Here is a 24,859-nt window from a genome sequence, read left to right as displayed (position 1 = left end):
TCTCTTTGTGGCTTTGCATCCTCCCTCGCTCTGGCACGGGCCAGTGATTGCGGGCCACAAGTGTTGTATCATATAACAAACCATCCATCCTGTGACGAGATCACCCTATGACCACATCCGCCACCTTCACACCCGGTTCGCTGGTGCGCGCCCGCGGGCGCGAATGGGTTGTCTTGCCCGAATCAACCCCTGACCTGCTCGTCGTGCGCCCGTTGGGCGGGACGGATGATGAGATCACCGGCATCTACCTCCCGCTCGAACCGGTCGAGCCGGCTACCTTTGCCCTGCCCGACCCCGCCTATCCCGGCGATGCGCGCTCGTGCCGGCTGCTGCGCGACGCCGTCCGGCTGGGGTTCCGTTCCAGCGCCGGCCCCTTTCGCTCGTTCGCCCGGATCGCCGTCGAGCCGCGCCCCTACCAACTGGTGCTGCTGCTCATGGCGCTCAAGCTCGATCCGGTGCGTCTGCTTATCGCTGACGACGTCGGTATCGGCAAGACGATTGAAGCGGCACTGGTCGCCCGCGAATTGCTCGATCGCGGCGACGCCCAGCGCCTCGCCGTGCTCTGCCCGCCCCATCTCGCCGAGCAGTGGCAGACCGAGTTGCGCGAGAAGTTTCATCTTGAGGCCGAGCTGGTGTTGCCCGGCACTGCCGCTCGCCTCGAACGGCGCTGCGCCCTTGACCAGTCGTTGTTTGAGGTCTAGACCACGTGATCGTGTCGCTCGATTTCATCAAGTCCGAGCGCCGCCGCGATGAGTTCTTGCGCACCTGCCCCGATCTCGTGATCGTGGACGAAGCCCACACCTGCGCCTTTAGTCTCGAACGGCGTAGCGGCCAGCACCAGCGCCACGCGCTGGTCAAGGCGCTGGCCGCCAATCGCCAACGCCATCTCATCCTCGTCACCGCGACGCCGCATAGCGGCGATGAAGCGGCCTTCCGCTCGCTGCTGGAACTGCTCGATCCGGCGTTTGCCAATCTGCCCGGCGACCTGAGCGGCCCGCAGCACGAGGCTCACCGCCGCCGCTTGGCCGCCCATTTCGTCCAGCGCCGGCGCGGTGACATTCGCCACTACCTCCACGCCGATACGCCCTTCCCCAAGCGCGATGACCGCGACGCCACCTATCGCCTCAGCGAGGGGTATCGCCGCTTGTTCGAGCGGGTGCTGCGCTACGCCCGCGAGACGGTGGCCGATCCCGCCGGCGGCGATCGCCATCGCTAGCGCGTGCGTTGGTGGTCGGCCCTCGCCTTGCTGCGCGCCTTGGCCTCGAGCCCGGCTGCCGCCGCCGCCACCCTGCGCACTCGCGCAGTCACCGCCGATACCGAAACCGTCGAAGAGGCCGATGTGCTCGGTCGCCGCACCGTGCTCGATCAGGTCGATGACGAGAGCAGCGAGGGGATTGATGTCATCCCCGGCAGCGATCCCGGTGAGGATGGCGATGCGTCGCCGCTGCGCCGACGCTTGCTCGATCTGGCCCGCGAAGCCGAGGCGTTGCGCGGCGCTGGCGATGCCAAGCTGCAACAGGCGCTTGGTCTGGTACGCGAACTGATCGACGACGGCTACCGCCCGATTGTCTTCTACCGCTTATCCACACCGCCGAGTATGTCGCTGCCGGCCTCCGGAGCACCTGCCCGGCGTGACGGTCGAAGCCGTCACCGGTTTGCTGCCCCACGACGAACGCGAAGCGCGGGTGCTGGCGCTGGCCGAACATCCCAAACGGGTGTTGGTGGCGACCGACTGTCTCAGCGAGGGGATAAATCTGCAACACCAGTTCAACGCCGTCCTGCACTACGATCTCTCGTGGAACCCGACCCGCCACGAGCAGCGCGAAGGCCGGATTGACCGCTTTGGCCAGCCCGATCCAACCGTGCGCGTGATTACCTACTACGGCGTGGATAACCAGATTGATGGGATTGTGCTCGATGTCTTGATCCGCAAGCATCGCGCCATCCGCAACGCGTTGGGGGTGTCAGTGCCGGCGCCGATTGACTCGGATGCGGTGGTCGAAGCGATCTTCGAGGGCCTGCTGCTGCGCGGCGGCGTTCCCGCTGCCGGTGCGCAGGCGGCCTTGCCCGGCTTCGCCGAAGCGTTGGTTCCGCAACGCGAAGCGCTGTTTCGCAGTTGGGAAGCCGCTGCCGATCGCGAGAAACGGTCGCGCACGATGTTTGCCCAAGAGAGCTTGAAGCCCGATGAGGTGGCCCGCGAGCTCGACGCGGCCCGCGCCGCGATCGGCGGCAGCGCCGAGGTCGAGGCGTTTGTCCGCGCCACAGTGCCGGCGTTCGGCGGGCTCGTGACGCCGGCCAACGGCGCGTTGCGGATCGATCTGCGCGAAGCGCCGCGCCCGCTCAAAGATGCCACCGGCGTGGCCGAGACGCTGACTACCCGTTGTGCGCTGCCGGTCGCCGAAGGCGAGGTCTACCTCAGCCGCACCCATCCGTTTGTCGAAGGGTTAGCAAGCTACGTGCTCGAAAGCGCGCTCGATCCGCTCGGTGCGAGCGTTGCCCGCCGCTGCGGCGCTATGCGCACCCGCGCCGTCGCCACCCGCACCACACTCCTGCTGCTGCGCCTGCGCCACCACGTTATCACCCGCCGCGCCGCCGACGAAACCGCCATGCTCGCCGAAGAATGCGTCACCGTCGCCTTCACCGGCGCGCCCGACCGCGCCGTCTGGCTCGATCCCGCCGCCGCCGAAGCCTTGCTCGCTGCCCAACCCGACGCCAATATCACGCCCGACCAAGCTACCCAATTCCTGCGCCGCGTGATCGACCATTTCGACCTGCTCTGGCCGCAGCTCAATCAGGTAGCCCACGACCGCGCCCAACAGGTGCTGGCCGCCCACCGCCGCGTGCGCGACGCCGCCCGCATGCGCGGCGTCACCTACCGCGTCGAACCACAAACCCCGCCCGATGTGGTGGGGGTGTACGTGGTATTGCCGATGGCGATGTAAACGTAACTCTGCGCGCTCGTCACCCGCTCGGCCAGCATCAGATAGGGTGTACGTGGTATTGCCGGTGGCGATGTAAACGTAACCGTCGTCGTCCCCCGTCCCGACGTCCGGCCGGGCGGTCGTCGTTTTCCAGTAGAGACGCCCGGCCGGGCGTCTCTACCTATGCCGACCCGCCATGCAACCCGTCATGATGCCCGGCCGGGCGTCTAAAGGCGCAAAGGGGGCCAAGGTGCAGCGGATTCAAACGCAAAGACGCTGTAGAGCCGGACGGCTGTCCGGCTCTGCCGGGCGCAGAGATGTTGGTGTGTTGATCCCCCTCTGCCGTAAAACATCCCCCCTCCCCCAGCGGGGGAGGGGCCGGGGGTGGGGGCGCATCCCCCCACAAACTGCTATAATACCCGCCAGAACCGTCGTCGCTCGCTTGTCTGACAGGATACCGTCTATGCCGACTCGCACGCGCACCCCCTTCACCGCCATCCGCAGCGAAGGCGCGCTCTTGCCGCCCGACCTGCTCCAGCGCATTGCCGATGGTGACCTCACCCTCGGCGGTCTTGACCCGGCATCCTACCATCTCGACCCTGGCGAACGCCTCTCCGAGGCGATCAATCGCTCGTGGAGCCGCCTGCTCGGTCTGTGGGCGTCGTTTCGCCACGCGGCTGCTGTGTTGCCGCCCGATGATCCAGCCACCGGCCTCACCCGCGAACGCTGGTTGCTGCCCCTCTTTGCCGAATTAGGCTATGGCCGCCTCCAACCGGCCAAGGCGGTCGAGGTCAATGGCAAAACGTATCCCATCTCGCACCTGTGGGGCCAGACGCCCATCCACCTCGTCGGCTGCGGTGTGGATCTCGACCGTCGCCAGCCCGGCGTCGCCGGCGCCGCCAAAGCCAGCCCGCATAGCCTGCTCCAAGAAGCCCTCAACCGCAGCGCGGCATGGCAGTGGGGGTTGGTGTCCAACGGCCTGCGCTTGCGGGTGCTGCGCGATACCGTCCATCTCACCCGCCAGTCGTATCTTGAGTTCGACCTCGAAGCGATTGTTGCCGGCCAGCTCTACGCCGATTTTGCCCTGCTCTGGCTGATCTGCCACCAATCGCGGGTGGAAGCGGGGCCGGGCGGTTTTTGCTGGCTGGAGCGCTAGTCGCAGGCGGCGCAGGCCCAAGGCGCGCGCGCGCTGGATCGGTTGCGCGCCGGGGTCGAGCAGGCGATTGCCGTGCTTGGCCGCGGCTTTCTCGCCCATCCCGCCAACAGCGCCCTGCGCGATCGGTTGCGCAGCGGCCAGCTCAGCGCCCAAGACTATTACCGCCAGTTGTTGCGCTTGGTCTACCGGCTGCTCTTTCTGTTGGTAGCCGAAGATCGCGATGTCCTGCTCGATCCCCGCGCCGATCCCGCCGCCCGCCAACGCTATACCCAGTACTACGCCCTCGCTGGCATTCGCCGCTTTGCCGAACGGCGGGCCGGTACCCAGCACGCCGACCTCTACCGGCGGGTGCGGCTGGTGATGCAGTGGCTCGGCGGCGACGGCGCGCCCGCGCTGGCCCTGCCCGCCCTCGGCGGTTGGCTCTTTTCACCCGCCGCCCTCCCCGATCTCGATGCCGCCGAATTGGCTAACCGCGACCTGCTCGCCGCCCTGCGCGCGCTGGCCTTCGTCGAAGATCGCCATGGTCGCCGTATGGTCGATTACCAGCATCTCGGCGCCGAAGAGCTGGGTAGCGTCTATGAGTCGCTGCTCGAACTGCGCCCCGTCCTCAACGTCGATGCGGCGAGCTTCGCGCTCGAAACGCTCAGCGGTAACGAGCGCAAGACTACCGGCAGCTATTACACGCCAAGCAGTCTGATTGCCGTCTTGCTCGATAGCGCGCTGGAACCGGTGCTGGCTGCCGCCGCCCGTCAGCCCAACCCCGAACAGGCCATGCTGGCCCTCAAAGTGGTCGATCCGGCCTGCGGCAGCGGCCATTTCCTTCTCGCCGCTGCCCACCGCATGGCCCGCCGCCTCGCCGCTGTCCGCACCGGTGAAGAGGAGCCGGCCCCGGAAGCGACCCGCACTGCCTTGCGCGATGTGATCGGGCGCTGTCTCTATGGCGTTGACCTCAACCCGATGGCCGTTGAGCTGTGCAAGGTGAGTTTGTGGCTAGAGGCGCTCGAACCCGGCAAGCCGCTCACCTTCCTTGACCACCATATCCAGTGCGGCAACAGCCTGATCGGAGCGACGCCGGCCTTGCTCGCCGCCGGCATTCCCGACGGTGCCTTCGATCCGGTCAGCGGCGATGACAAGGCGGTCTGCCGCGAGTATCGCAAGCGCAACCAGCGTGAGCGCAGCGGCCAGCTCAGTATGTTTGATGCGGCGCAAGCGCCGTGGGAGCGGCTGGGGAATCCGGCCACTGCGATGCTGGAAGTGGATGCACTGCCCGATGCGACGATTGCCGATGCCCGCCGCAAACAAGCCTTGTACGAGCAGATGGTGCGGTCGAGCGGCTACGAGCACGGGCGCTTGCTGGCCGACCTCTGGTGCGCGGCGCTGGTCTGGCCCAAAGTAAGAACTGATACGTTGCCCTATCCGATCACGGAAGAGGTCTTCCGCCGCGCCGAACTCAATCCCTACGACCTGCCCCACTGGCTGCGGGCCGAGGTCGAGCGACTGGCCAGACAGTATCGCTTCTTCCACTGGCATCTCGCCTTCCCCGATGTCTTCCGTCCCTGCGCACCGGATGACCCCGCCGGCGGGCCGCACGGCTGGACGGGAGGGTTCGGTGTTGTGCTGGGCAATCCGCCGTGGGAGGTGATCAAATTGATAGAGAAGGAACATTTCGCCGATGTGCCGGAAATTCGCGACGCACCGACCGGTGCAGCGCGGAAGCGCCTCATTGAGCAGTGGCGGCAGGGAAACGAGTACCAAGGCTCCCAGATCGCTCAATACGATCAGGTGCTCTATCGGGCGGAAGCCGAGAGTCGCTTTATTTCCGTGAGTGGCCGGTATCCGCTCACCGCAGTAGGCCGGCTAAACACCTACGCTCTCTTTGCCGAGCTGAGCCGCAGCCTGCTCGCGCCCCACGCCCGAGCCGGGATCATCGTCCCAACCGGCATCGCCACCGACGACAGCACCAAAGCCTTCTTCGCCGATCTGGTGCAGCGCGGCCAGTTGGTCAGCCTGTACGATTTCGAGAACCGCGAGAAACTGTTTCCGGCGGTGGATAGCCGCTACAAATTCAGCCTGCTCACCATCGGCCAAACTGCACAGCCGGCCCGCGTCGCCTTCTTCCTCACCCAGCCGGCCTAGCTCGCCGATGCGCAGCGTGTCTTCACCCTCAGCGCCGCTGATCTGGCGTTGCTCAACCCCAACACCCGTACCACGCCGGTCTTCCGCACCCGCGCCGACGCCGAGCTGACCAAGGCCCTCTACCGGCGCGTCCCGGTGCTGGTCAACGAGCGGACGGGCGAGAATCCGTGGGGTATTTCGTTCCGGCGAGGGTTATTCGATATGACGATCGACAGCCACCTCTTCCATACCGCGCCGGGGGCAGGGTTGCTACCGCTGTACGAAGCCAAACTGCTCCACCAGTTCACCCACCGCTGGGCGACCTACCAAGGCGGCGCCAAGCCGGAGACCCGCGCACTGACCGCCGCCGAACTCGCCAACCCCGCGCTGACGGTCACGCCGCGCCATTGGGTACCCGCCGCCGAGGTTGAGCAGCGGCTGGCCGGCCGGTGGTCGCGGCAGTGGTTGGTGGGGTTTCGCGACATTACCAACGCCACCAATGAACGTACCGCGATCGTTAGCCTGCTGCCCCGCGTGGGGGTGGGGCACAAAGCACCGCTGATAATACTTGAGACAGCAATGCCAGCCGTTCAAGCGAGTGTATTGCTCGCACTGGTGAATAGTCTTGTCTTTGACTTTGTTGCTCGTCAAAAGATTGGCGGAACGGACTTGACCTTGTTTATCCTAAAACAACTCCCCGTCCTGCCCCCATCGGCCTTCACGCCGGACGATCTGGCCTACATCGTCCCGCGGGTGGTGGAATTGGTCTATACCGCGTGGGATCTGCGCCCCTTCGCCGCAGATGTGTGGGCAGAGCTAGCCGCCGTTCTGTGGGGCAGCGCCGTGCAGCAGGAACTGTGGCAGCGTTGGCAAGCCAGTGCGAGCAGCCCGGCCCCGTCTGATCCCTCGCAGTTTCCGCCACCGTTCCGCTGGAACGAAGAGCGGCGCGCCGTCATCCGCGCCGAACTCGATGCCCGCATCGCCCGGCTCTACGGCCTCAGCCGCGACGAACTGCGCTACATCCTCGACCTCGCCGATATCTACGGCCCGCCTTTCCCGGCGAAACCTTTCGCGTGCTCAAAGACAACGAACTGCGCCGCTACGGTGAATACCGCACCCGCCGGCTAGTGCTCGAGGCGTGGGATTGGGAGCCACACGCGCAACAGGACACGGATTGATGCCAATCCGTGTCCTCTGCCAACCAGCGTTATGCCGCAGCTTCCGCTCGCTGCCGCCCGCGCCGAAAGGAGCGGCCATACCACATCAACAACGTCACCTGCCCCATATCCAGCGGGATAGCGGGGCAATGGGTGTACTTCAACTCGCGCAGCCACGGCGGCTCCCCCTCTTCCGCCGTCAGGCGGGTGAGGGGGCCGGGGGTGAGGGCGTCACCGCAAAGCCGCTAAGACCGCAAAGATGGGTGGGGATGGCGACATCCTCCGTGCCCCCTGCGGTAAAAAAACACCCCTCTCCCCCAGTGGGTGAGGGGCCGGGGGTGGGGGCACATCCCCCTAGCGCGAGGCCGGGGGGGGGTGAGGACAACGCAAAGGCGCGCAGGGTTGGTGGGAAGCGCCGCTCGCCACTTGTCATTGCGAGCCGAGCGGTCGGGGCCGAGCGCTGGGTGCCGCCGCTCCCGCGCCATGACAGCCGGAAAGCGGGCGAGGGTATACCAGCGCATCGCAAAGCCGTCAACCACATCTACGCTCATGCGTTCTGCCCGCCCTTGAACATTCGCTAAAGGACATCCACAATGGAAATGCTCAAAACTCTCAATCGCGGCATGCGCTTCTGCCTTGAACTCGGCGCTCTTGGCATCTTTGGTTATTGGGGCTTCACAACGGGACATCCCGCTCTTATGAAATTCCTGCTCGGCTTCGGCGCTCCGATCCTGTGCGCCGTGATATGGGGGATGTTCATCGCGCCAAAATCGCCTCGCCGCCTGCAAGAACCATGGCTGTTCCTGCTCGAACTCGTCATCTTTATGCTGGCTGGTTGGGCGTTCTACAGCACGGGCAAAACCAATCTGACCGTCGCTTTCGCCGGTCTTTATACCATCACCAAACTGTTCGTCGTCATCTGGAGGCAATAACCATGAACGTTGACTCAACCGCCCCCGCCGTTGCCCGCCGCGAGATTCTGATCCACGCGCCGGTAGAAAAGGTTTGGCGCATCCAAGCCGATATCGAACACTGGCCCGCGTGGCAGCCGGATATTGCTGTCGCCAAACTGGATGGCGACCTGATAGCCGGCGCCACCTTCCGCTGGAAAGTGCAAGGCTTGACTATCATCTCGCGCCTGCACACCGTCGAACCGCTGCATCGCCTCGGCTGGACTGGTGTTGCGCTCGGTATGAGGGCTATCCACAATTGGCGATTTGAAGCGCGCGGCGACGCCACCCTCGTCGTTACCGAAGAATCGCTTTCGGGCTGGCTCACCCGCCTGATGCTATTGTTTGACCCGCACTTTCTGGAAACATCGCTCGCAGCCGCCTTGCAACGGCTGAAAAACCAAGCCGAAGCCTGAGCAATTCCTCGCCTGTTTTCGGCGAGAATCATCGCAGAACTGTCTTTAACTCAAGGTGAAGCCAATGGATATCATCATCCGTCCCGAAACCGCCGCCGACATCACTGCCATCGTTCACGTCCACCAACGCGCCTTTGGGCGTGACAACGAAGCCCGGCTGGTAACCACACTGCGCGCAGAAAACGCCATCATCCTCGCGCTGGTGGCGCAAGTAGCCGAAACCATCGCCGGCCACATCCTCTTTTCACCGGTCACGATCAGCGATGGCGCGACCGTATGGCCGGCGGTTGGGCTTGGCCCAGTCGCAGTCTTGCCGGAATGGCAACAACAGGGCATTGGTTCGTCCCTCATCCGCGCGGGGTTGGCGAAACTGCCGGCGCTTGGCTATGACCTCGTGATTGTATTGGGACACCCTGACTACTATCCACGCTTCGGCTTTCGGTCCACCCAGCCCTACGGCATTCGCTGGGAAGTGGACGTGCCCGCCGAAGCCTTCATGCTGGCCGAACTCACTCCTGGCGCTTTGCGTGGCAGGCGCGGGCTTGTGTACTATCACCCCGCCTTTGCCGAGGTATAGACCGCGATGAACCTGCAACTGGTGCTGGAACAGATCCGCGCCGGGCAAAACCTGCCCGCCTTGGCGGCCTTCGTTGCCAACCACACAACGATCCTAGCGGCAGACGTGACTGGCGTGCGCCGCGCCGGCCAACCCGGCGTCGCCATCACTCTCGCCGATTACTTTCAAATCGGCTCCAACGCCAAAGCCTTGCTGGCCACGGCTTGCGCCACGCTGATTGATGAAGGTGCCCTAGCGTGGGACGCCACTCCCGCCGATTACTTCCCCGAATACGCGGCGACTATGCAACCCGATTATCACCGCGTCACCCTCGAACAGTTGCTCAGCCACCGTGCCGGTTTACCGCCCTACACCGATACCGGCGCCGTCGATTTCATCCTGTCCGCTGTCACCGGCCTGCCGCCCCAAGCGCACCTCGCCCGCTTTACTGCCTTCCTGCTCTATCACATACCACCCGCCCCGCAAGACGCCGCGCATTACTCCAACGCCGGCTACAGCCTTGCCGCGGCAATCGCCGAACGCGCCAGCGGCGTCGATTGGCCCACCCTGCTCCGCCAGTGCATTGTTGAACCGCTCGGCATACAGGCGTATACCGGCTATGAACACCCCGCCCGCCTATCACCCAACCAACCTTGGGGGCACCTGCCCAACCCGCAAGGCGAATACGACCCTCACCCGCCCTACGAACCGCTCATCCCGCCTTGCCTCGCCCCCGCCGGCGATGTCTGCCTGCCCGTCTTGTCCTACGCCCGCTTCCTGCAAATGCAACTACGACTTTTGCATGATACCCGGCCCGCCTTTGCCCCTCTGCACCACCGGGGTGAAGCGGGGATCGGCGCCGACTGGGGCATCAACCGCCTGCGCGGCCTCGAATCACTCGGCTTATTCAGCCTGCATGCCGGTTCCACCGGCACCTTCTTCGCCCTCGCCGCCCTATCACATACACACCAGCTCGCCTTTGGCCTGCTCACCAACGCCGGCGCACCCGAACTGATCTCCGCCCTCAAACGCCTGCTCAGCGCATGGTTTTAACCTGCACCGGCCCGGCATAGCAAAAGGACACGGATTCGCTCCGTGTCCCATTCACTATTCATCCCCAGCGAGAGCGCGTGGGAGTCGAACCCACCGGCGCAGTTCGTCACTCCGCCCAACGGTTTTGAAGACCGCGGCAGCCACCGGGCCACATGCGCTCTCATCGCTGATTGTAGAGGGCGAAACCGCGCTTGTCAATCGAAAGCCCTGTAGAGATGGACGGCAGTCCGTCTCCCCTAACGCCAAGATCGCAAAGATTCTAAACGCAAAGACGCGAAGACCGCAAAGAACGCATTTGATAGTGGGGCTGCCAGCGCGCTTGTCCGCAACCACCAAAAAACCTTCGCGACCTTCGCGTTCTCTGCGCCTTTGCGTTTGAATCCTTAGCGCCCTCTGCGCCTTTCACACCACCAATTGCACGGCTCGCGGCAGCACTTCGACGGTGACCCGCTGCGCCGCCGTTGCGATCACTTCCCCATCGGTCGCCACCGGGATCGGTGTCGGGCACGTCACCTCAATCTGGCGAGCGCGGGCCAGCGTCACTTCCGGCTCGTTAGTATGCACCCCGCGCATCAACAGCGGAATCTTGCGCAGCGCGCGCAGAATCGGCATCGTATCGACGATACACAGATCGAGCAAGCCATCATCTAGCTTCGCGTCCGGCGTCATCCAGAAGCCGCCGCCTTGGCACCGCCCATTGCCGACGCTGGCAAAAAAGAGCTGGCGGCTGACCCGTTGCCCATCGAAGCGCACCGTCATCGGGCCGGGCCGGTAGGTGGCTAGCGCCTTCAATACCGAGATCAGGTAGACCGCGAAGCCGCGCAACCGCTTGATCTTCAGACTCTCGACCGCCACTGCCGCATCGAGCCCCATGCCCAACCCGTTGATAAAACAGCGGGTGAGCTTCAGCCGGCTTGCTTCCACCCGGATCCGGCCCACATCAATCGCCTGTACCCGATTGGTCGCCAGCCGCTGCACCGCGCCGGCAATATCGCCGGGGCGCACGTCGGGCAACGATTTCACGAAGTCGCTGCCGGTGCCGAGCGGGATAATGCCCAGTAGAACTTGCCCGCCTTTACGGCTATCAATGATCCCGTTCACCACCTCATTGATCGTGCCATCGCCACCCACCGCCACTAACCGGCTCACGCCGCGGTTCATCGCCTGTATCGCCAGCTCGGTCGCGCCGCCGCGCGCATGGGTGGTGACAATCTCGTACTCGATGTCGTGCTTGCGCAATTCAGTTTCGATTGCACCCCGCCGCCGGCCCGCCAACCCGCGCCCCGCCGCCGGGTTCAAGATGACTGTCGTTGTCATACGTGTACCCTGTAGAGACGGAGGCTGTCCGTCTCCCGCAGCGGTCGCTAAGAATCTTAAACGCAGAGGCGCGAAGATCGCAAAGGACGCTAAGGGATTTCAAAGGTGGTTTCTTAGTGTCCTTCTGCCCCACCATAAAACCCTCTGCGCCCTTCGCGTTCTTTGCGCCTTTGCGTTAAAACATTCTCTGCGCCGCTAGATTTCCACCCCTAACAGATCAGCGACAGTGAAGATATCTTTGTCTCCCCGTCCCGACAAATTCACCAAAATCGTCTGCTCAGGCCGCATCGCCGGCGCCAGCTTAATCGCCTCGGCCACCGCGTGGGCGCTCTCTAAAGCCGGGATAATCCCCTCTAGCTTGGCCAACAACTGGAACGCGGCCAACGCCTCGTCATCGCTAGCCGCAGTATACGTCGCCCGCCCGCTATCGTGCAGCCATGCATGTTCAGGGCCGATGCTGGCGTAATCCAACCCGGCGCTTACCGAATGGGTCAGCGCAATCTGGCCGGCTTCGTCTTGCAACACATACGAATAAGTGCCCTGCAACACCCCGGGAGTCGCAGCGCGGAAGCGGGCCGCGTGTTCGCCGAGACCCTCGCCTCTGCCGCCGGCCTCGACGCCGCGCAGCGCCACCTCGTGATCGTCAAGGAAGGGGTGAAAGATACCGATCGCGTTCGAGCCGCCGCCGACACACGCCACCACCACATCCGGCAACCGGCCTGTTGTGGCGAGCATCTGCTCGCGCGCTTCCACCCCGATCACCCGCTGAAAGTCGCGCACCATGGTCGGGTAGGGGTGCGGCCCCAACGCCGATCCCAGCAGATAATAGCTGTTGGGGTTCGTCACCCAATCGCGCATCGCCTCATTGATTGCATCTTTCAGCGTGCGCGAACCGCTGGTCACGCCGCGCACCTCGGCCCCCAGCAGCCGCATTCGGAAGACGTTGGGCCGCTGGCGGGCCATGTCATCCACTCCCATATACACCACGCACTCAAGGCCGAGCAGCGCACAGACCGTTGCCGTCGCCACGCCGTGCTGGCCGGCGCCGGTTTCGGCAATCACCCGCCGCTTGCCCATGCGCTTCGCCAATAGCCCCTGCCCTAGCGCATTGTTAATCTTATGCGCGCCGGTGTGGGCCAAATCCTCGCGCTTGAGATAGATCCGCGCCCCGCCGCAGTGGGCCGTCAACCGCGCCGCAAACGTCAACGGCGTCGGCCTGCCGGTATAGGTGCGGTGCAGCGCCGCCAACTCCTCCCAAAACGACGGATCGGCCTTCGCCGCCTCGTAGGCCTCTTCTAGCGCACTGACCGCCGGCATCAGCGTTTCCGGCACATACCGACCGCCATACGGGCCGAATCGCCCCGGTCGCGAAATCACGTCCTGCATAGCTACACTTTCTAGGCGAAGCAAAGGCGCAAAGCGTAGAGACGGACGGCCGTCCGTCTCCCGTAAAGGTCGCAAAGTAATGATAAACGCAAAGAGCGCAAAGGTCACTAAGGGATGTGAAATAGGGGACTACTAGCGGGCTTGGGCATCCAAACCATAACAAACCTTCGCGCCCTTCGCGTCCTCTGCGCCTTTGCCCCCTCTGCGCCTCTACTTCTGGATCAGGCTTTCGTCTTTGTTCTTCTCACCCTCTTCCAGCAGCATGATCGGGATGCCATCCTCAATCGGGTAGCGGTAGCCGTTGCGCCGGTTCACCAGCCACTCTTTGCCGTTCGCATCCACCATTAGCTCAACCGGCCCCTTGTCGCCGGGGTCAGCCAGCATGCTGAGCAGTTCCGGGCTAATGCTCCCCCGCTGCCCGCTATTGCCGGCCGTATTGTTATTCGTTGCCGGAGTCAGGTCAAACACACTGTCCTCCTGATATTGGCGCACAGCCCGGAAGATGGCAATCGCCAACCCGATCACCGCCGCAATCCCCAATACGCGCAACACGTTCTTCATCGCTTCCTCCTCATTTCCATGTGCCCGATCTATCACTGGCAGCTTCGGTTGCCTGCCCTATTTCCCCAGTCCCTACCTCTCTACTTCCCCCATTGTACACGACTTTGCCGTCGTTGCCGCGGCGGTTCCTCGTCGTACCACGGTTGCGGCGGCTGATCAGGCCCATACCACACCAGCAGCCGTCCATGCGGTGCGCCGTCGTTACCGTTGGTGATTTCGAGAAACGGGTAGCGTTGGTGTGGTCGTCGCATCGTCTCCACATCAAACACCACATCAGTCCACGTGCCGACATTGATATAGCAGCGACCATTGCCGAGATCGATCACTCGCGCCACGTGGGTGTGCCCGCACACAAACAGCCGGTCGTCGCGGTAAGCCGGCTGGCGGGTCAGCAGCGCAATGTCGCGCGCAATCTCGTCGTTGAAGGCGGCCACTTCACGGCTCGCTTGCCGGCGCGCTTCATCGCGCACCTGATCAACCATCTCTGGCAGATCGCCCACCGCTTCGGCAGCCGCCCCAAACTGGCGCGCAATCGCCTGATGTCGCGCCACTCGCTGCCGACGCAACGCCGCAATCGGTGGCCACAGCACGATCAACGGCGAGCGTTGCAGCCATTCGTCCGGTTCACTTGACAGATGGTGCGGCGGTGCCCACGCCGTGACTTGCAAAAAGCCGATCACACCGCGGGTGACAAACCGCCGTGCCGCTGGGTCGCGCAGCCGTTGCAAGCTGATTAAGTACCAAAAAAATGCCGATGACGGTTTAATGTTGTCAACCAGCGGCGCAAGCGGGAAGGGGTCTTCTTCGAGTTCGTTGATCACCTCTTTGACCAACTGGGTGCCGCGCACCACCTCAAACGGCTCGCTGATGCTGGCAAAGTTGACGAACCGGTTCCACCGGTCGAATTGGTTGCCATGCACGATATAGACGCCGCCGCCGTGATAGCTGATCCCAAACCGTAGCCGCGGATCATCCGGCGGCAGACCGAGCGTTTCCCGCAAGACCTCCTTGGCCGCCGGGTAGTGCAGTTCAAAGTCGTGGTTTCCGATCAAGACCGTCAGTTGGTTGCCGGGTTGCTGCACAAACTGGCGCAGCGCCTCAATCACGCCGGCATGCGCGGCAATAATCGCTTGCAAGCGTCGGGCAGTGGCCCGTTGCGACCATTCGTCATCGGCCACGTCGGGCAGGCTGATCTGCAAAAACTCAAAGGTGTCGCCAGCGAGGATCAGTTCGGTCGGTTCGCGCGCAACGTAGTGATCGAGAAAGGCGATCAACGCCTCATCATCGCAAAAATCATCGCGCCGGTCGCCGCCGCCTAGATGCAGATCGCTGAGCACGATCCGCCGGCGTTGGGTGTCAATCTCCTCCGGCCCAATCGGCGGTGTAGCGTAAGGGGTGGGCCGGATGCGCACTCGCCGGAAGCGTAGCACGATCCAGCGTAAGGTCAATAGGAGCGTAACCGCGATGGTGAGCCGGATCAGCAACAAGAGCAGCCAGATGGCGATCCGGCGCGCAGCGCTTGCGGCAGCGTCGATCGGACGCACAGGCCGGCGGGTTGGGTTGTCCGGTCGCATCCGCATGCTGCTATCCTCTGCCATCTCCGCACTGCATCATCATTCGGGCTGCTTCAGCCTAGGGGCGCCGATGGCACTGCTGCGCACCACGTCGCGCGCCGCACGTTGCCGCGCCCGCGCCAACCGCTGCCCATTGCAATACCACAATCACTGCCCAAAGCTACTCCCTGCTCCCTGCTCCCTATTCCCCGCTCCCTGCGCTCGCACCGCGCGCACAAATGTCGCCATCAAGCTCGCGTCCTTCTGCCCATCGCGCTCCACGCCGCTGCTGACATCCACCCCCAGCGGATCGACCGCCGCAATCGCTTGCACCACATTGTCCGGCGTCAACCCCCCGGCCAGTAACGTCGGCACGCGCCGGGCCAATTGCGCGGCCCGCTCCCAATCGGCCCGTTGGCCGGTGCCGCCATACGCCCCGGCGACGTGCGCGTCCACCAGTGCTGTCAACGCCGGCAAGCCGAGGCCGGCGACTGGCCCCGCCGCCGCGATCCGCGCCAGCCACGCCGCTTCGTTTGCGTCGCCAGTCATGCGGATGGCCTTCAGCAGCGGCAGCTCTAATGGGTTGGGAAAATCAGCCGGCTCATCACCGCTCAACTGAATCGCTTCCAACCCCGCGGCAAGAGCGATCTGGCCGATCACGTCAGCCGTTTCGTTGACAAACAACCCCACAATCAACGGGCGCGGCGGCGGCAAGGCTCGTACCGCCGCCGCAATCGCCTGTGCTTCCGCCACCGTCACTCGCCGGCGGCTCGGCGCAAACACCAGCCCGATCAGATCGGCGCCGGCAGTGGCGGCTGCCAGCGCCAGATCGATCGTGCGCAGACCACAAATTTTGATCAGCCTACTCACTCGTCTTCAGGGTGTAATAGACGTGGCGATTCCGGGTGGCGCGCTCAAGCATGCCGTGATGAATGGCTTGCTTGAGCATCGTGCGGTTCTCTTCTGTGGTGCGCGGCATGCTATGCTGCTTGCGCGCCGCTTGCAATGCGCTCAACAGTTGCTGGAAGGTGGCCGGCTTGCCCAGCGCCTGCACCGTGTTGCGGAACAGCTCCCACTCTTCGGCGCTGAATTCGAGTGTGAGGTCAACATGACCGGCACTGCCATCAGCAACCGGCTCGGCGGCAACCGGCTCGGTGGCAACCGACTCGGCGGTAACCGGCTCGGCGGCAACCGGCTCGGCAGCAACCGGCTCGGCGGCAACTACTTCCTCAACCGGGGCCACCTCGCTCTCAGCCACAGCTTTGCGTGACCTCCGGCGGCGGCTCCGGCTCGGCTTGGCTGGCGGTTCGCTGCTGGCAGCCGGTTCTGCTAGGGCAACCGGCGCCGGCAGCTCCTCAACTGCTGGCGCCTCAACCGGTGCGAGCAGCTCCTCCAGTGCCGGCAGCGCATCCGGCGCCGGCAGTTCCTCTATTGCCGGCAATTCGGCGAGCGACAGCGCCTCCTCGATGACCGGCAATGGTTCATCAAGTTGCGGCGGACTATACTCCGGCTCGTCTACCGGCTCTTCCTCTTCATCGCCAGCCTCAAGCCCGCTATGTACCGCATCAGCCTCTTCACGGTTGCGATTATTGCGGCGGGATCGGCGGCGACGGCGGCGGCTGCCGGTTGGCGCGGCGGTCGCCGGCGTTTCCGCCACCACGACCTTCACCTCTTCGAGCACGACTGGGCTGATCTCAGCGATCTGCACCCCGCCATTGCTGCCGATCGGCGGATCAAGCACCACCGGCTCTGGCGGCAATTCTTCGTTGAGCATTGGCGCAAACCGCGACAGCTTGAGCGGGTCTTCACCCGGTAAGAAGACCTCGTTCACCGACCCTTTGGTGAAAATCTGCACCTTCCCCCGCTGCTCCGCGTCCATCACCAGATCTTTGAACTTGGTGTAGGGGCGTCCATTCAGATCGCGGTACCGGCTCTCTTTGAAATCGCCTCCCATCAGCTCTTTCATCAGCATCTTGAGCGAGCCGAGGGTGGTGACATAGCCGCGCTTGCGGGCCAGATGGATCGCCTGCACCAGCACCTCATAGATGTCGGGTTCGGCGGGTGGTGCCACCGGCGCTACCGGCGCAGCAGGTGTCACCGGCGCCATTGGTGCTACCGGCACTACCGCTATCTCAGCCGCTTCAATCGCGCGGTTCAATTCGGTGGCCCGGCTGGCAATCGCCGTGGCGGCGGCGCTTGCGTTCGGCTGGCGGCCAATCAACTGCTCGTAGAACACAAACTCGTCGGCGCTTTGGGCAAGATGGGTGCTGGCTGCGCCGCCAATGCCGATAATGTAGGCCTCTTTGCCCTGTTGGCGAATGCTATGCACCAGTGGAATAAAGTCACGGTCGCCGGTAACGAGCACAAACCGCCCGACGTTTGGATGCAGGAAGAGGGTTTTCATCGCGTCGATACACAGATTCATATCGACGCTGTTCTTGATTGCGCGTCCGGTGCGACCGGCATCTTTGTCGTAATAGTACGTTGCTACGTAAATTGGTTCAATGGTGTTGGCGTAGAGCGCGCTGGTAATGCGAGGATACCGGTACCAGTCGGCGTAGGCGCGTGAAATCACGACGCGGCCGAGATCGTTGCAGCGGTCCATGATCGCTTCGAAATTGGGGGTAGCGTTGAGCTTGTCGCGCACGCTCACATAAATGTTCTCGAAGTCGATGAAGACCGCGACATCAGGTCGCTTTTGGTCGTACATCGTTGTCTGATCTGCTCCTGTTGCACGTAGGAGAGGGCGGAGCGCGGAGCATGCATCGACGCCAGCTCACGCAAGACACAAGGTGATAATCCTACCGCACAATTTAGTAGCCAATGCTTGCTTACCCTAAGCAGCATCGGCATACGTTGTGTTGCGGAGATAATCATTGCGAGTTGCGGAGCAATGCGCCGGTATGTTCACGCGAACCAACCTCACAAGGTTTGGCTTGAATCGCGAAAGAAATTCACACTATAGCTTTCGAGAAGGGGCTATCCCGCCAGACAGCGCCTGCTCTTACTGCTACTATAGCATCAGCGCGTCACCTTCGCAACCGGTATTGGTGCGAATCTGCCGATTTCACCCAGAATCAAGCTGTAGGCCAGCATGTGGCTGCGCAGGGTGTCACGGTCATGCTGGCCGCTGAGGTAGCCTAACCATGCTTTGCCCATCAGCCGGATCATGCCTACAGCGACGAGCAGGCGATATGCGCGCTGCATTGCCGGCGATGCGAACTTGGCCATATAACGCGCCCGCGCCCGCCAGAGCGCCACTTGCATCCGCCAGCGGAATTGGCCAGTCGCCGCCCCGCCCACATGGATGACCTGCGCCGCCGGAACCTGCCAGATTGCCCATCCGGCCTGCTTGATCCGCCGGCACCAGTCGATCTCTTCGCAGTACATGAAGTAGCCTTCGTCCATGCCGCCAACCTCAGCGATTGTGGCGCTGCGCACCAGCATGCACGCTCCCAACGGATAATCGATTGGGAAGGGTTCTGTGCCGAGTTCCGCTGGGTAACGCCCGTGCCACCACGAGTCGTACAACCGTCCGGGCAACACTTCGCCCGGCGGGAAGAGATCGAGCGCCGTCGTGATCAGATCGGGGAAGCGAAACGCTGCCCGTTGCAGCGTGCTATCAGGGTTGAGCAAGCGCGGCCCCACTACTCCAACCCGCGGGTGAGCGGTCAAGAACGCAGCCATCGCCTCAATCGTTCCCGGCAACACCTCAGTGTCGGGGTTGAGCGCCAATATCGCCCCGCAGGTGTCTGCCAGCAAGCTGATCCCCTCGTTGCACGCGGCGGCATAACCGGGATTGTCAGGCCGTTCCCGCACCGTTAACGCCGGAAACTCACGCTGCACCAGCACGACGCTCTCATCCCGCGAGCCGTTATCCACCACAACAATCCGCAGCGGCAACGTGCATGCCTGCAACGATGCCAGACAACGCCGCAACAAGGGAGCGGTATTATACGAAACAACGACAACGCCAATCGGCGACAAGGTGTGTTCCATAGCGGGCCGATTGTAGCCGCGTCCCGCCAAATTTGCAAATCGCACCCCGTACTTCTCCCCCAGCGGGGGAGGGGTACGGGGTGGCGGCAACATCCACACAACGCACGAAAACCTCCTAAAAACATCCGATCGTTTGCGTCATTTGGGTGTCTTCGTAGCTATTCCGCGGTGAGTGGCGGCTCCTGCCCTCGCGGGAGATTGCTTTGGGGGCGGAGCCCCCAAAGCAATGACAACCAGCATGGGGCGCTTCTCCCCCAACCCCTCTGCGTCCCCTGCGCCTCTGCGTTTACACCTCTTTGCGTCCTCGGCGTTCTCTGCGCCTTTGCGTTTAAACCTCTTTGCACCCTCGGCGTCTTTGCGTTTTGGTATTACAATGAAGGCGGTGTTCGCTAGCGTACCATTGACAGGTCTATTATGATGCTCGATTTCGCCATCGAACTCGCCTATCGCGCCGGTGCCCTCATCCGCGCCGGGGCTGAACGTGATATCAGCTACGAACCAAAACAACACGCCGATGTCGTTACCGAAGTCGATCGGGCCAGCGAAACCCTTATCGTCGGCGCGATCCGCGCCCGCTACCCCGACCATGCCATCATCGCCGAAGAGGGCAGCGGCGTCAGTATGTCTTCTCCCTACACATGGCTGATCGACCCGCTCGATGGCACCCTCAATTTCTTGCATGGTCTGCCCATCTTCGCCGTCTCGATCGCCCTGCTCGCCTACAACGAACCGCTGCTCGGCGTGGTCTACGACCCGATGCGCAACGAACTCTTCTACGCCGAACGCGGCCACGGCGCGTTTCTCAATGGCCGCCGCTTGCGCGTCTCGCAAACGCCGGCGCTGGCCCGCAGCCTGCTCAGCAGCGGCTTGCCCTACGATCGCTTTGAACAACCCGACAACAATCTGGCCGAAATGACCTATCTGGCGATGCTGGTGCAAGACATTCGCCGGCCCGGTTCAGCGGCGCTCGATCTCTGCGCTGTCGCTGCTGGCCGCACCGATGGCCACTGGGAACTCGGTCTCAAGCCGTGGGATGTCGCCGCCGGCGGTTTGATCGCGCTTGAAGCCGGCGCCACCATCACCGACTGGCAAGGCGGCGTCTGGCGTCCCCTCGCCGGTGACCGGCTTGTCGCGACCAACGGTCTCATTCACGCCGAACTGCTCGCTGCGCTCGCCGCCGCGCGCCGCAATCGCACCAATGGGTAAGTGCTGCCTATGGCATACTATCAACGCGAACTTGCCCCCAACCTGCCGCCGCTCAGCGCGCGCCGCCCGCTCATCAACGAGTATTTTCTCTCAGCCTATACGATGAGCATCTATACCGGCTGCGAGTTGGGCTGCCCCTATTGCGATAGCTGGGTCTATAGCGAACGCCCGCTCAACGAGACGATCGCGATTCCGGTTGATTTGCCCCAGCGCCTCGCTGCGACATTGCCGGCTATTGATCGCGGCGACCTGATCGCGATCAGTGCGCTCAGCGACCCGTATCAGCCTGCCGAGCAGACCTACCGCATCGCCCGGCAGGTGTTGCAGCTCTTTGCCGAGCACAACCAGCCGTGTCTGGTGATGACCAAAAGTCCGCTGATCTTGGAAGATCGTGCCTTGCTGCAAAAGATCAACGAGCAGAGCTTGGCCATCGTGGTCACGACGCTGCTCACGCTCGATCAGCACCTCGCCGTGCGGCTTGAGGGGCGCGCGCCGTCGCCGCAACTACGACTTGAGATGGTGGCTGAACTGAAGCGGGCGGGCATTCCGGTTGGGGTGGCGATCTTGCCCATCATGCCCTACATCAACGACAGCAATCTTAATCTTCGCCGGGTGTTGCATGCCTGCGCTGAAGCCGGGGTTGATTTCGTCGTCTGGGATTACCTGCACATTCCGAACGAACGCCACCGCCACCGGATCAATGTCCTGCTGAGCCAGCTTGGTTCGTATCCGCCGCGCTACTATCGTGACATCTACCGCGATCAAGCGACGGTCAATCCGGTCTACCGGCAAGATCGCGACCACGAACTCTTGGCCCGTTGCGATGAGATGGGCTTAGCGCCGCGGGCACCGCACCGCCTCTTTGCCGGCAAACTCTCGCCGCGCAACGAAGCAGCGTTGCTCTTGCGCCATGCTGCGTTTCGCGATCGGGTGCAGGGCCGCGAGCGGCTGGCTCAGCTCCATCGCGAATTGGCCGATGCCGTCTATCGTGGTCGCTTCCGTGCCGCCGACCTTCGCCAAAGCCCGCTCTACTCAACGCTGGGGCCACTGCTGGGGTTATCGGCGACGACCTGATCGGCCTGCTGGCGCAGACGTTCGTACAACTGGCGGCGTAATTCGCGCAAACGTTCTTTGTAGCTGGTGGTGGTGATCGGATCCGTCCACATCACCAGCGCGTCTTCCTGATTGTCGATATAGTAATGGGCGCGCTGGCCGACCGGGCGGAAGCCATACTTCAGGTAAAGGCGCTGGGCGGTCAGATTGCTCACCCGCACCTCGAGCGAGAGGTATTGCGCGTTCAGTTCATACGCGCCATCGATGAGCGCATTGAGGATCAGCTCGCCGACGCCGCGCCGGCGGTGCGGCGGGGCGACGGCGATGGTGGTAATGTGGCCGCTCGTCTCATTCAGCCAGATGCCGCCATAACCTACGATCAGGGCGCGTTGTTCTGGCGATGGCGCAATCAAACCAAGCCGTTGCAACATGCGCAGCAACAGCGGATAATCGGGTTGCGGCAGTGCGTCGTTTGGCGGGCGCGTATCGGCGCGGGCGACCACGTAGCGGCAGGCTTGCCGGTTTTGAATCTCGCGCCGGTACGTCTGCGCCGACCACGGTGTCATCTGGCTCTGCCGTTCGATCACTTGCACAGCCGGGATGTCATCTTCGCGCATCGGCTCGATGAAGTAATACACCCCCGTCGCCTCGCTGTGTGCTAGATCTGTTTACGGTTGCACTGGCCGGGCCGATTCGACGAAAAAGATACTCTGGTAGGCGCCATCCTTCCCAAAACCGCCGCCGGTCTGAAAGGTGCCGGTCACTTCCACCAGCCCCCAAACGAAGCTGTTATTCGGCCCAACCGTCAGCAGCGCCGACTGATCAGGCGGGAACTGCTCGACCCAGATCGCACCGCCGACTGGCTGCGGGCTCGATCCGTCCTCTTCGGTTGAGATGCCCTCGGCCAGCACATAAATGATCGAATTCCAGAAATAGTACGCTTGTGTCGTGACCCGCTGCCCCTGATATTGCTGCGGATTACGCAACAATTCAAAGAACGATACCTTATCGGGGCCAAGCGGGCGATTGGCGAGGCGCTGTTCGACGCGGCGGATGCGCTCGATCGGCTCGGCGCTGCTGACGGTCAACAAGAAGCGGTACGCGCCGCCGGGGCCATAATTGCCATTCGTCTCGAAGCGACCGCGCACGCGGACAAAGCCGTACACCGAGTCACCCGGCCGGTGTAGATGTTCGGTGACTTCCGCCGGGAAGCCTTCCAGCCAAATCGATTCGCCGATCGGCTGCGCATCGAGACCATTGTCAAGCGTGCTGACCCCTACTGCCAGCACCGACAGCGAAGGATCGCCCGGTCGCCACACGTATGCCCCGTCAACCGTCACCTCACGCCCGGCATAACTGCCCGGTTGCGCAGTCAATTGCTGCACGAACAACGGCGTCCCTTGGGTTGGTTGGGTAGCGCAGGTCGCTAGCGCAAGCAAACTCAGGCCAAGGATCAACAAGAGCAACGTGGCTCTCCAGAATGAACGAAGCATGCAGTTTCATCCTCCTTAGGATGGTAGGTAAAATCCAGCAAGCACGCAACAACAAGGGTACGCGCTCTGGCACCTTCGCCGATTATAGCAGATGCGATACCGCTCTTCAACTCGCTGAATCGCGGCAAAAGTCTTGACAGCAGGGGTATCGATCAGTATGATGAGGATTATCTAATGGATTGATGATCCATAGTTACAATATTCTGTTCGCATATCGCCGGTGAGGACATCTTCTCGGCGCCATGCACATTAACAACTGCATAGGAGGCTACCGTGACAGAGCTACTCTGGGCCGTCGTCGCCCTGCTTGCAGGGTTGGCCGGCGGTGCCGGCATAGGCATTTGGTGGGCGAACAATGGGGTCAGCTCACTAGTGCAACGCAAAGCTGCTGAGGCGCGGCTCTTGATCGAAGAGGCGCGTTCCCAGCAAAAAGAAATTCTCTTGCAAGCCAAAGATGAGGCGTTACGGTTGCGCAACGAGGCCGAGGCCGAATTGCGCGAGTCGCGTCAAAGTCTGCAAAAGCAAGAAGAGCGGCTGCAACGGAAAGAGGAGAATATCGATCGCAAACTCGAAGGTATCGAGCGACGCGAGCGATTGATCCAGCAACGCGAGCGCCAAATCGAACAACTGGCGCTAGAAGCGGAACGGCTCAAGCGCCAGCAGGCGCAAGAGCTCGAGCGTATTTCGCAGTTGTCGCGCGATGAAGCGCGGTCGATTATTCTGGCCGAAGTTGAACGCGAAACGCGCGAAGATGCCGCTCGCCGCATCCGTGAACTCGAACAGCAAACGAAAGAAGAGGCCGATAAGATTGCCCGTAAGATTATCGGCTTGGCGATTCAACGCTGCGCGAGCGATTACGTTGCGGAAATGACCGTCTCAACGGTGAATCTGCCCAGCGAAGAGCTGAAGGGGCGCATTATTGGCCGCGAAGGGCGGAATATCCGTGCGTTCGAGCAGATCACCGGGGTTGATATTATTGTTGATGATACCCCTGAAGCGGTAACGCTCTCGTGCCACGATCCGGTGCGCCGCGAAGTGGCGCGGGTGGCGTTGCTGAAGTTGTTGAAGGATGGGCGCATCCATCCGTCACGAATCGAGGAGGTGGTTCACAAGACGCAGCTTGAGATCGAGCAGATTATGCGCGAAGAGGGTGAGCGCGTCGCCTACGAAGCGAACGTGCAAGGGTTGCACCCCGATCTGATCAAGCTGCTGGGCCGGTTGAAGTATCGTACTAGCTATGGCCAAAATGTCTTGCAGCATTCATTGGAATGCGCGCTGTTGGCTGCGCATATGGCGGCTGAATTAGGGGCCAATGTGAATATTGCCAAAACGGCTGCGCTCTTGCACGATATTGGCAAGGCGGTCGATCATGAGGTGCAAGGCCCCCACGCACTGATCGGCGCTGAAATTGCTCGCCGGTTGGGTCGTTCGCCGGCGATTGTCCATGCGATTGCCGCGCATCACTACGATGAAGAACCGCAAACCGTCGAAGCATTTTTGGTAATCGCGGCTGATGCCATTTCGGGTGCGCGCCCCGGCGCTCGGCGCGAGACGCTTGATCTGTATATTAAGCGACTCGAAGCGCTGGAGACGGTTGCTACCTCGTTCCCCGGCGTGCAACGCGCGTTTGCTGTGCAGGCCGGTCGTGAGGTGCGCGTGATGGTCCAACCCGACCAGATCGATGATCTGGCCAGTGTCCATTTGGCGCGGAATGTGGCCAAAAAGATAGAGGAGAGTTTACAGTATCCGGGCCAGATCAAAGTCACGATCATTCGTGAAACCCGCGCAGTTGATTATGCGCGGTAGTCCACAGGCCAAGTGGCGAAACATTCTTCGCCATTTGGTCTGCTAACCACGATGCTGTGTGGTACAATTGCCATACGCATCGGTTGTCGGCTATCAGGGTTCTTTTACACGAGGAGGCTGCGCCGGTATGAGCCTGGCAACTCCGCCCGATGATGCGAGCC

At 62.7% G+C, this 24,859-nt stretch carries 22 protein-coding genes and 1 tRNA gene; 13 read left to right on the top strand and 10 right to left on the bottom strand.

Annotation, left to right across the window (positions count from 1 at the left end):
• The first annotated feature begins 107 nt into the window (after window positions 1-107).
• The 10 genes from U9R61_RS12065 to U9R61_RS12020 all read left to right on the top strand — a co-directional run bounded on the left by U9R61_RS12065 (window position 108) and on the right by U9R61_RS12020 (window position 10,324).
• Window positions 108-701, top strand: coding sequence for a hypothetical protein (locus U9R61_RS12065; protein ID WP_322489065.1), 594 nt, complete (start codon window positions 108-110; stop codon window positions 699-701).
• Window positions 702-706: 5 nt separating this feature from the next.
• Window positions 707-1,216 carry a hypothetical protein gene (locus U9R61_RS12060; protein WP_322489064.1) on the top strand — a complete coding sequence of 170 codons (510 nt, stop codon included), beginning with the start codon at window positions 707-709 and terminating at the stop codon, window positions 1,214-1,216.
• Between the two features lie 415 nt (window positions 1,217-1,631).
• Complete coding sequence (locus U9R61_RS12055; RefSeq protein WP_322489063.1) at window positions 1,632-2,942, top strand: helicase-related protein; 1,311 nt, start codon at window positions 1,632-1,634, stop codon at window positions 2,940-2,942.
• Between the two features lie 442 nt (window positions 2,943-3,384).
• Complete coding sequence (locus tag U9R61_RS12050) at window positions 3,385-4,077, top strand: hypothetical protein (RefSeq protein ID WP_322489062.1); 693 nt, start codon at window positions 3,385-3,387, stop codon at window positions 4,075-4,077.
• A gap of 42 nt (window positions 4,078-4,119) precedes the next feature.
• Window positions 4,120-6,213, top strand: a complete 2,094-nt coding sequence (locus U9R61_RS12045; protein ID WP_322489061.1) for an Eco57I restriction-modification methylase domain-containing protein — start codon at window positions 4,120-4,122, stop codon at window positions 6,211-6,213.
• Between the two features lie 48 nt (window positions 6,214-6,261).
• Complete coding sequence (locus tag U9R61_RS12040; protein WP_322489060.1) at window positions 6,262-7,320, top strand: hypothetical protein; 1,059 nt, start codon at window positions 6,262-6,264, stop codon at window positions 7,318-7,320.
• A 622-nt stretch (window positions 7,321-7,942) separates the two neighbouring features.
• Window positions 7,943-8,281, top strand: a complete 339-nt coding sequence (locus U9R61_RS12035) for a YrdB family protein (RefSeq protein WP_322489059.1) — start codon at window positions 7,943-7,945, stop codon at window positions 8,279-8,281.
• Window positions 8,282-8,283: 2 nt separating this feature from the next.
• On the top strand, window positions 8,284-8,715 hold the full coding sequence (locus tag U9R61_RS12030) for an SRPBCC family protein (protein WP_322489058.1): 432 nt from the start codon (window positions 8,284-8,286) through the stop codon (window positions 8,713-8,715).
• Between the two features lie 64 nt (window positions 8,716-8,779).
• Window positions 8,780-9,292, top strand: coding sequence for an N-acetyltransferase (locus tag U9R61_RS12025; protein ID WP_322489057.1), 513 nt, complete (start codon window positions 8,780-8,782; stop codon window positions 9,290-9,292).
• Between the two features lie 6 nt (window positions 9,293-9,298).
• Entirely contained in the window at window positions 9,299-10,324 is a 1,026-nt protein-coding gene (locus U9R61_RS12020; protein WP_322489056.1) for a serine hydrolase, read from the top strand.
• Between the two features lie 67 nt (window positions 10,325-10,391).
• Here the strand turns inward: U9R61_RS12020 and U9R61_RS12015 are convergent.
• From U9R61_RS12015 to U9R61_RS11980, 8 genes are all read right to left on the bottom strand, one after another.
• Window positions 10,392-10,486 (bottom strand) — tRNA-Sec (locus tag U9R61_RS12015).
• 240 nt (window positions 10,487-10,726) lie between these two features.
• Entirely contained in the window at window positions 10,727-11,641 is a 915-nt protein-coding gene (locus U9R61_RS12010) for a diacylglycerol kinase family protein (RefSeq protein WP_322489055.1), read from the bottom strand.
• A 195-nt stretch (window positions 11,642-11,836) separates the two neighbouring features.
• Entirely contained in the window at window positions 11,837-13,027 is a 1,191-nt protein-coding gene (gene trpB, locus U9R61_RS12005) for a tryptophan synthase subunit beta (protein WP_322489054.1), read from the bottom strand.
• A gap of 210 nt (window positions 13,028-13,237) precedes the next feature.
• Window positions 13,238-13,588, bottom strand: a complete 351-nt coding sequence (locus U9R61_RS12000; RefSeq protein ID WP_322489053.1) for a hypothetical protein — start codon at window positions 13,586-13,588, stop codon at window positions 13,238-13,240.
• A gap of 80 nt (window positions 13,589-13,668) precedes the next feature.
• Window positions 13,669-15,168, bottom strand: coding sequence for a UDP-2,3-diacylglucosamine diphosphatase (locus tag U9R61_RS11995; RefSeq protein ID WP_322489052.1), 1,500 nt, complete (start codon window positions 15,166-15,168; stop codon window positions 13,669-13,671).
• A gap of 141 nt (window positions 15,169-15,309) precedes the next feature.
• Window positions 15,310-16,011, bottom strand: a complete 702-nt coding sequence (locus U9R61_RS11990) for a phosphoribosylanthranilate isomerase (RefSeq protein WP_322489051.1) — start codon at window positions 16,009-16,011, stop codon at window positions 15,310-15,312.
• Window positions 16,004-17,851: an NYN domain-containing protein gene (locus U9R61_RS11985; protein WP_322489050.1), complete on the bottom strand. Its 1,848-nt coding sequence runs from the start codon at window positions 17,849-17,851 to the stop codon at window positions 16,004-16,006. Before U9R61_RS11985 ends, U9R61_RS11990 begins: the two co-directional genes overlap by 8 nt.
• A gap of 311 nt (window positions 17,852-18,162) precedes the next feature.
• Window positions 18,163-19,140: a glycosyltransferase family 2 protein gene (locus tag U9R61_RS11980; protein WP_322489049.1), complete on the bottom strand. Its 978-nt coding sequence runs from the start codon at window positions 19,138-19,140 to the stop codon at window positions 18,163-18,165.
• A gap of 417 nt (window positions 19,141-19,557) precedes the next feature.
• Here U9R61_RS11980 and U9R61_RS11975 point away from each other — a divergent pair, with 417 nt between their 5' ends.
• Complete coding sequence (locus tag U9R61_RS11975) at window positions 19,558-20,346, top strand: inositol monophosphatase family protein (RefSeq protein ID WP_416208848.1); 789 nt, start codon at window positions 19,558-19,560, stop codon at window positions 20,344-20,346.
• 9 nt (window positions 20,347-20,355) lie between these two features.
• Window positions 20,356-21,420 (top strand): radical SAM protein, encoded by a 1,065-nt coding sequence (locus U9R61_RS11970; protein WP_322489047.1) that lies wholly within the window; start codon window positions 20,356-20,358, stop codon window positions 21,418-21,420.
• Here U9R61_RS11970 and rimI read toward each other — a convergent pair.
• Entirely contained in the window at window positions 21,375-22,016 is a 642-nt protein-coding gene (gene rimI / locus U9R61_RS11965) for a ribosomal protein S18-alanine N-acetyltransferase (RefSeq protein WP_416208847.1), read from the bottom strand. The two genes, U9R61_RS11970 and rimI, sit on opposite strands and share 46 nt — an antisense overlap.
• Window positions 22,017-22,067: 51 nt before the next feature.
• Entirely contained in the window at window positions 22,068-22,892 is an 825-nt protein-coding gene (locus U9R61_RS11960; RefSeq protein ID WP_322489045.1) for a hypothetical protein, read from the bottom strand.
• Window positions 22,893-23,165: 273 nt separating this feature from the next.
• Here U9R61_RS11960 and rny point away from each other — a divergent pair, with 273 nt between their 5' ends.
• Window positions 23,166-24,698, top strand: a complete 1,533-nt coding sequence (rny, locus tag U9R61_RS11955; protein ID WP_322489044.1) for a ribonuclease Y — start codon at window positions 23,166-23,168, stop codon at window positions 24,696-24,698.
• The last annotated feature ends 161 nt before the right edge of the window (window positions 24,699-24,859 follow it).

This window comes from Chloroflexus sp. (assembly GCF_034431535.1).
Lineage (GTDB): Bacteria > Chloroflexota > Chloroflexia > Chloroflexales > Chloroflexaceae > Chloroflexus.
The sequence above is the reverse complement of the archived record's forward strand: the minus strand, read 5'-3'. Positions and strand labels throughout refer to the sequence as shown.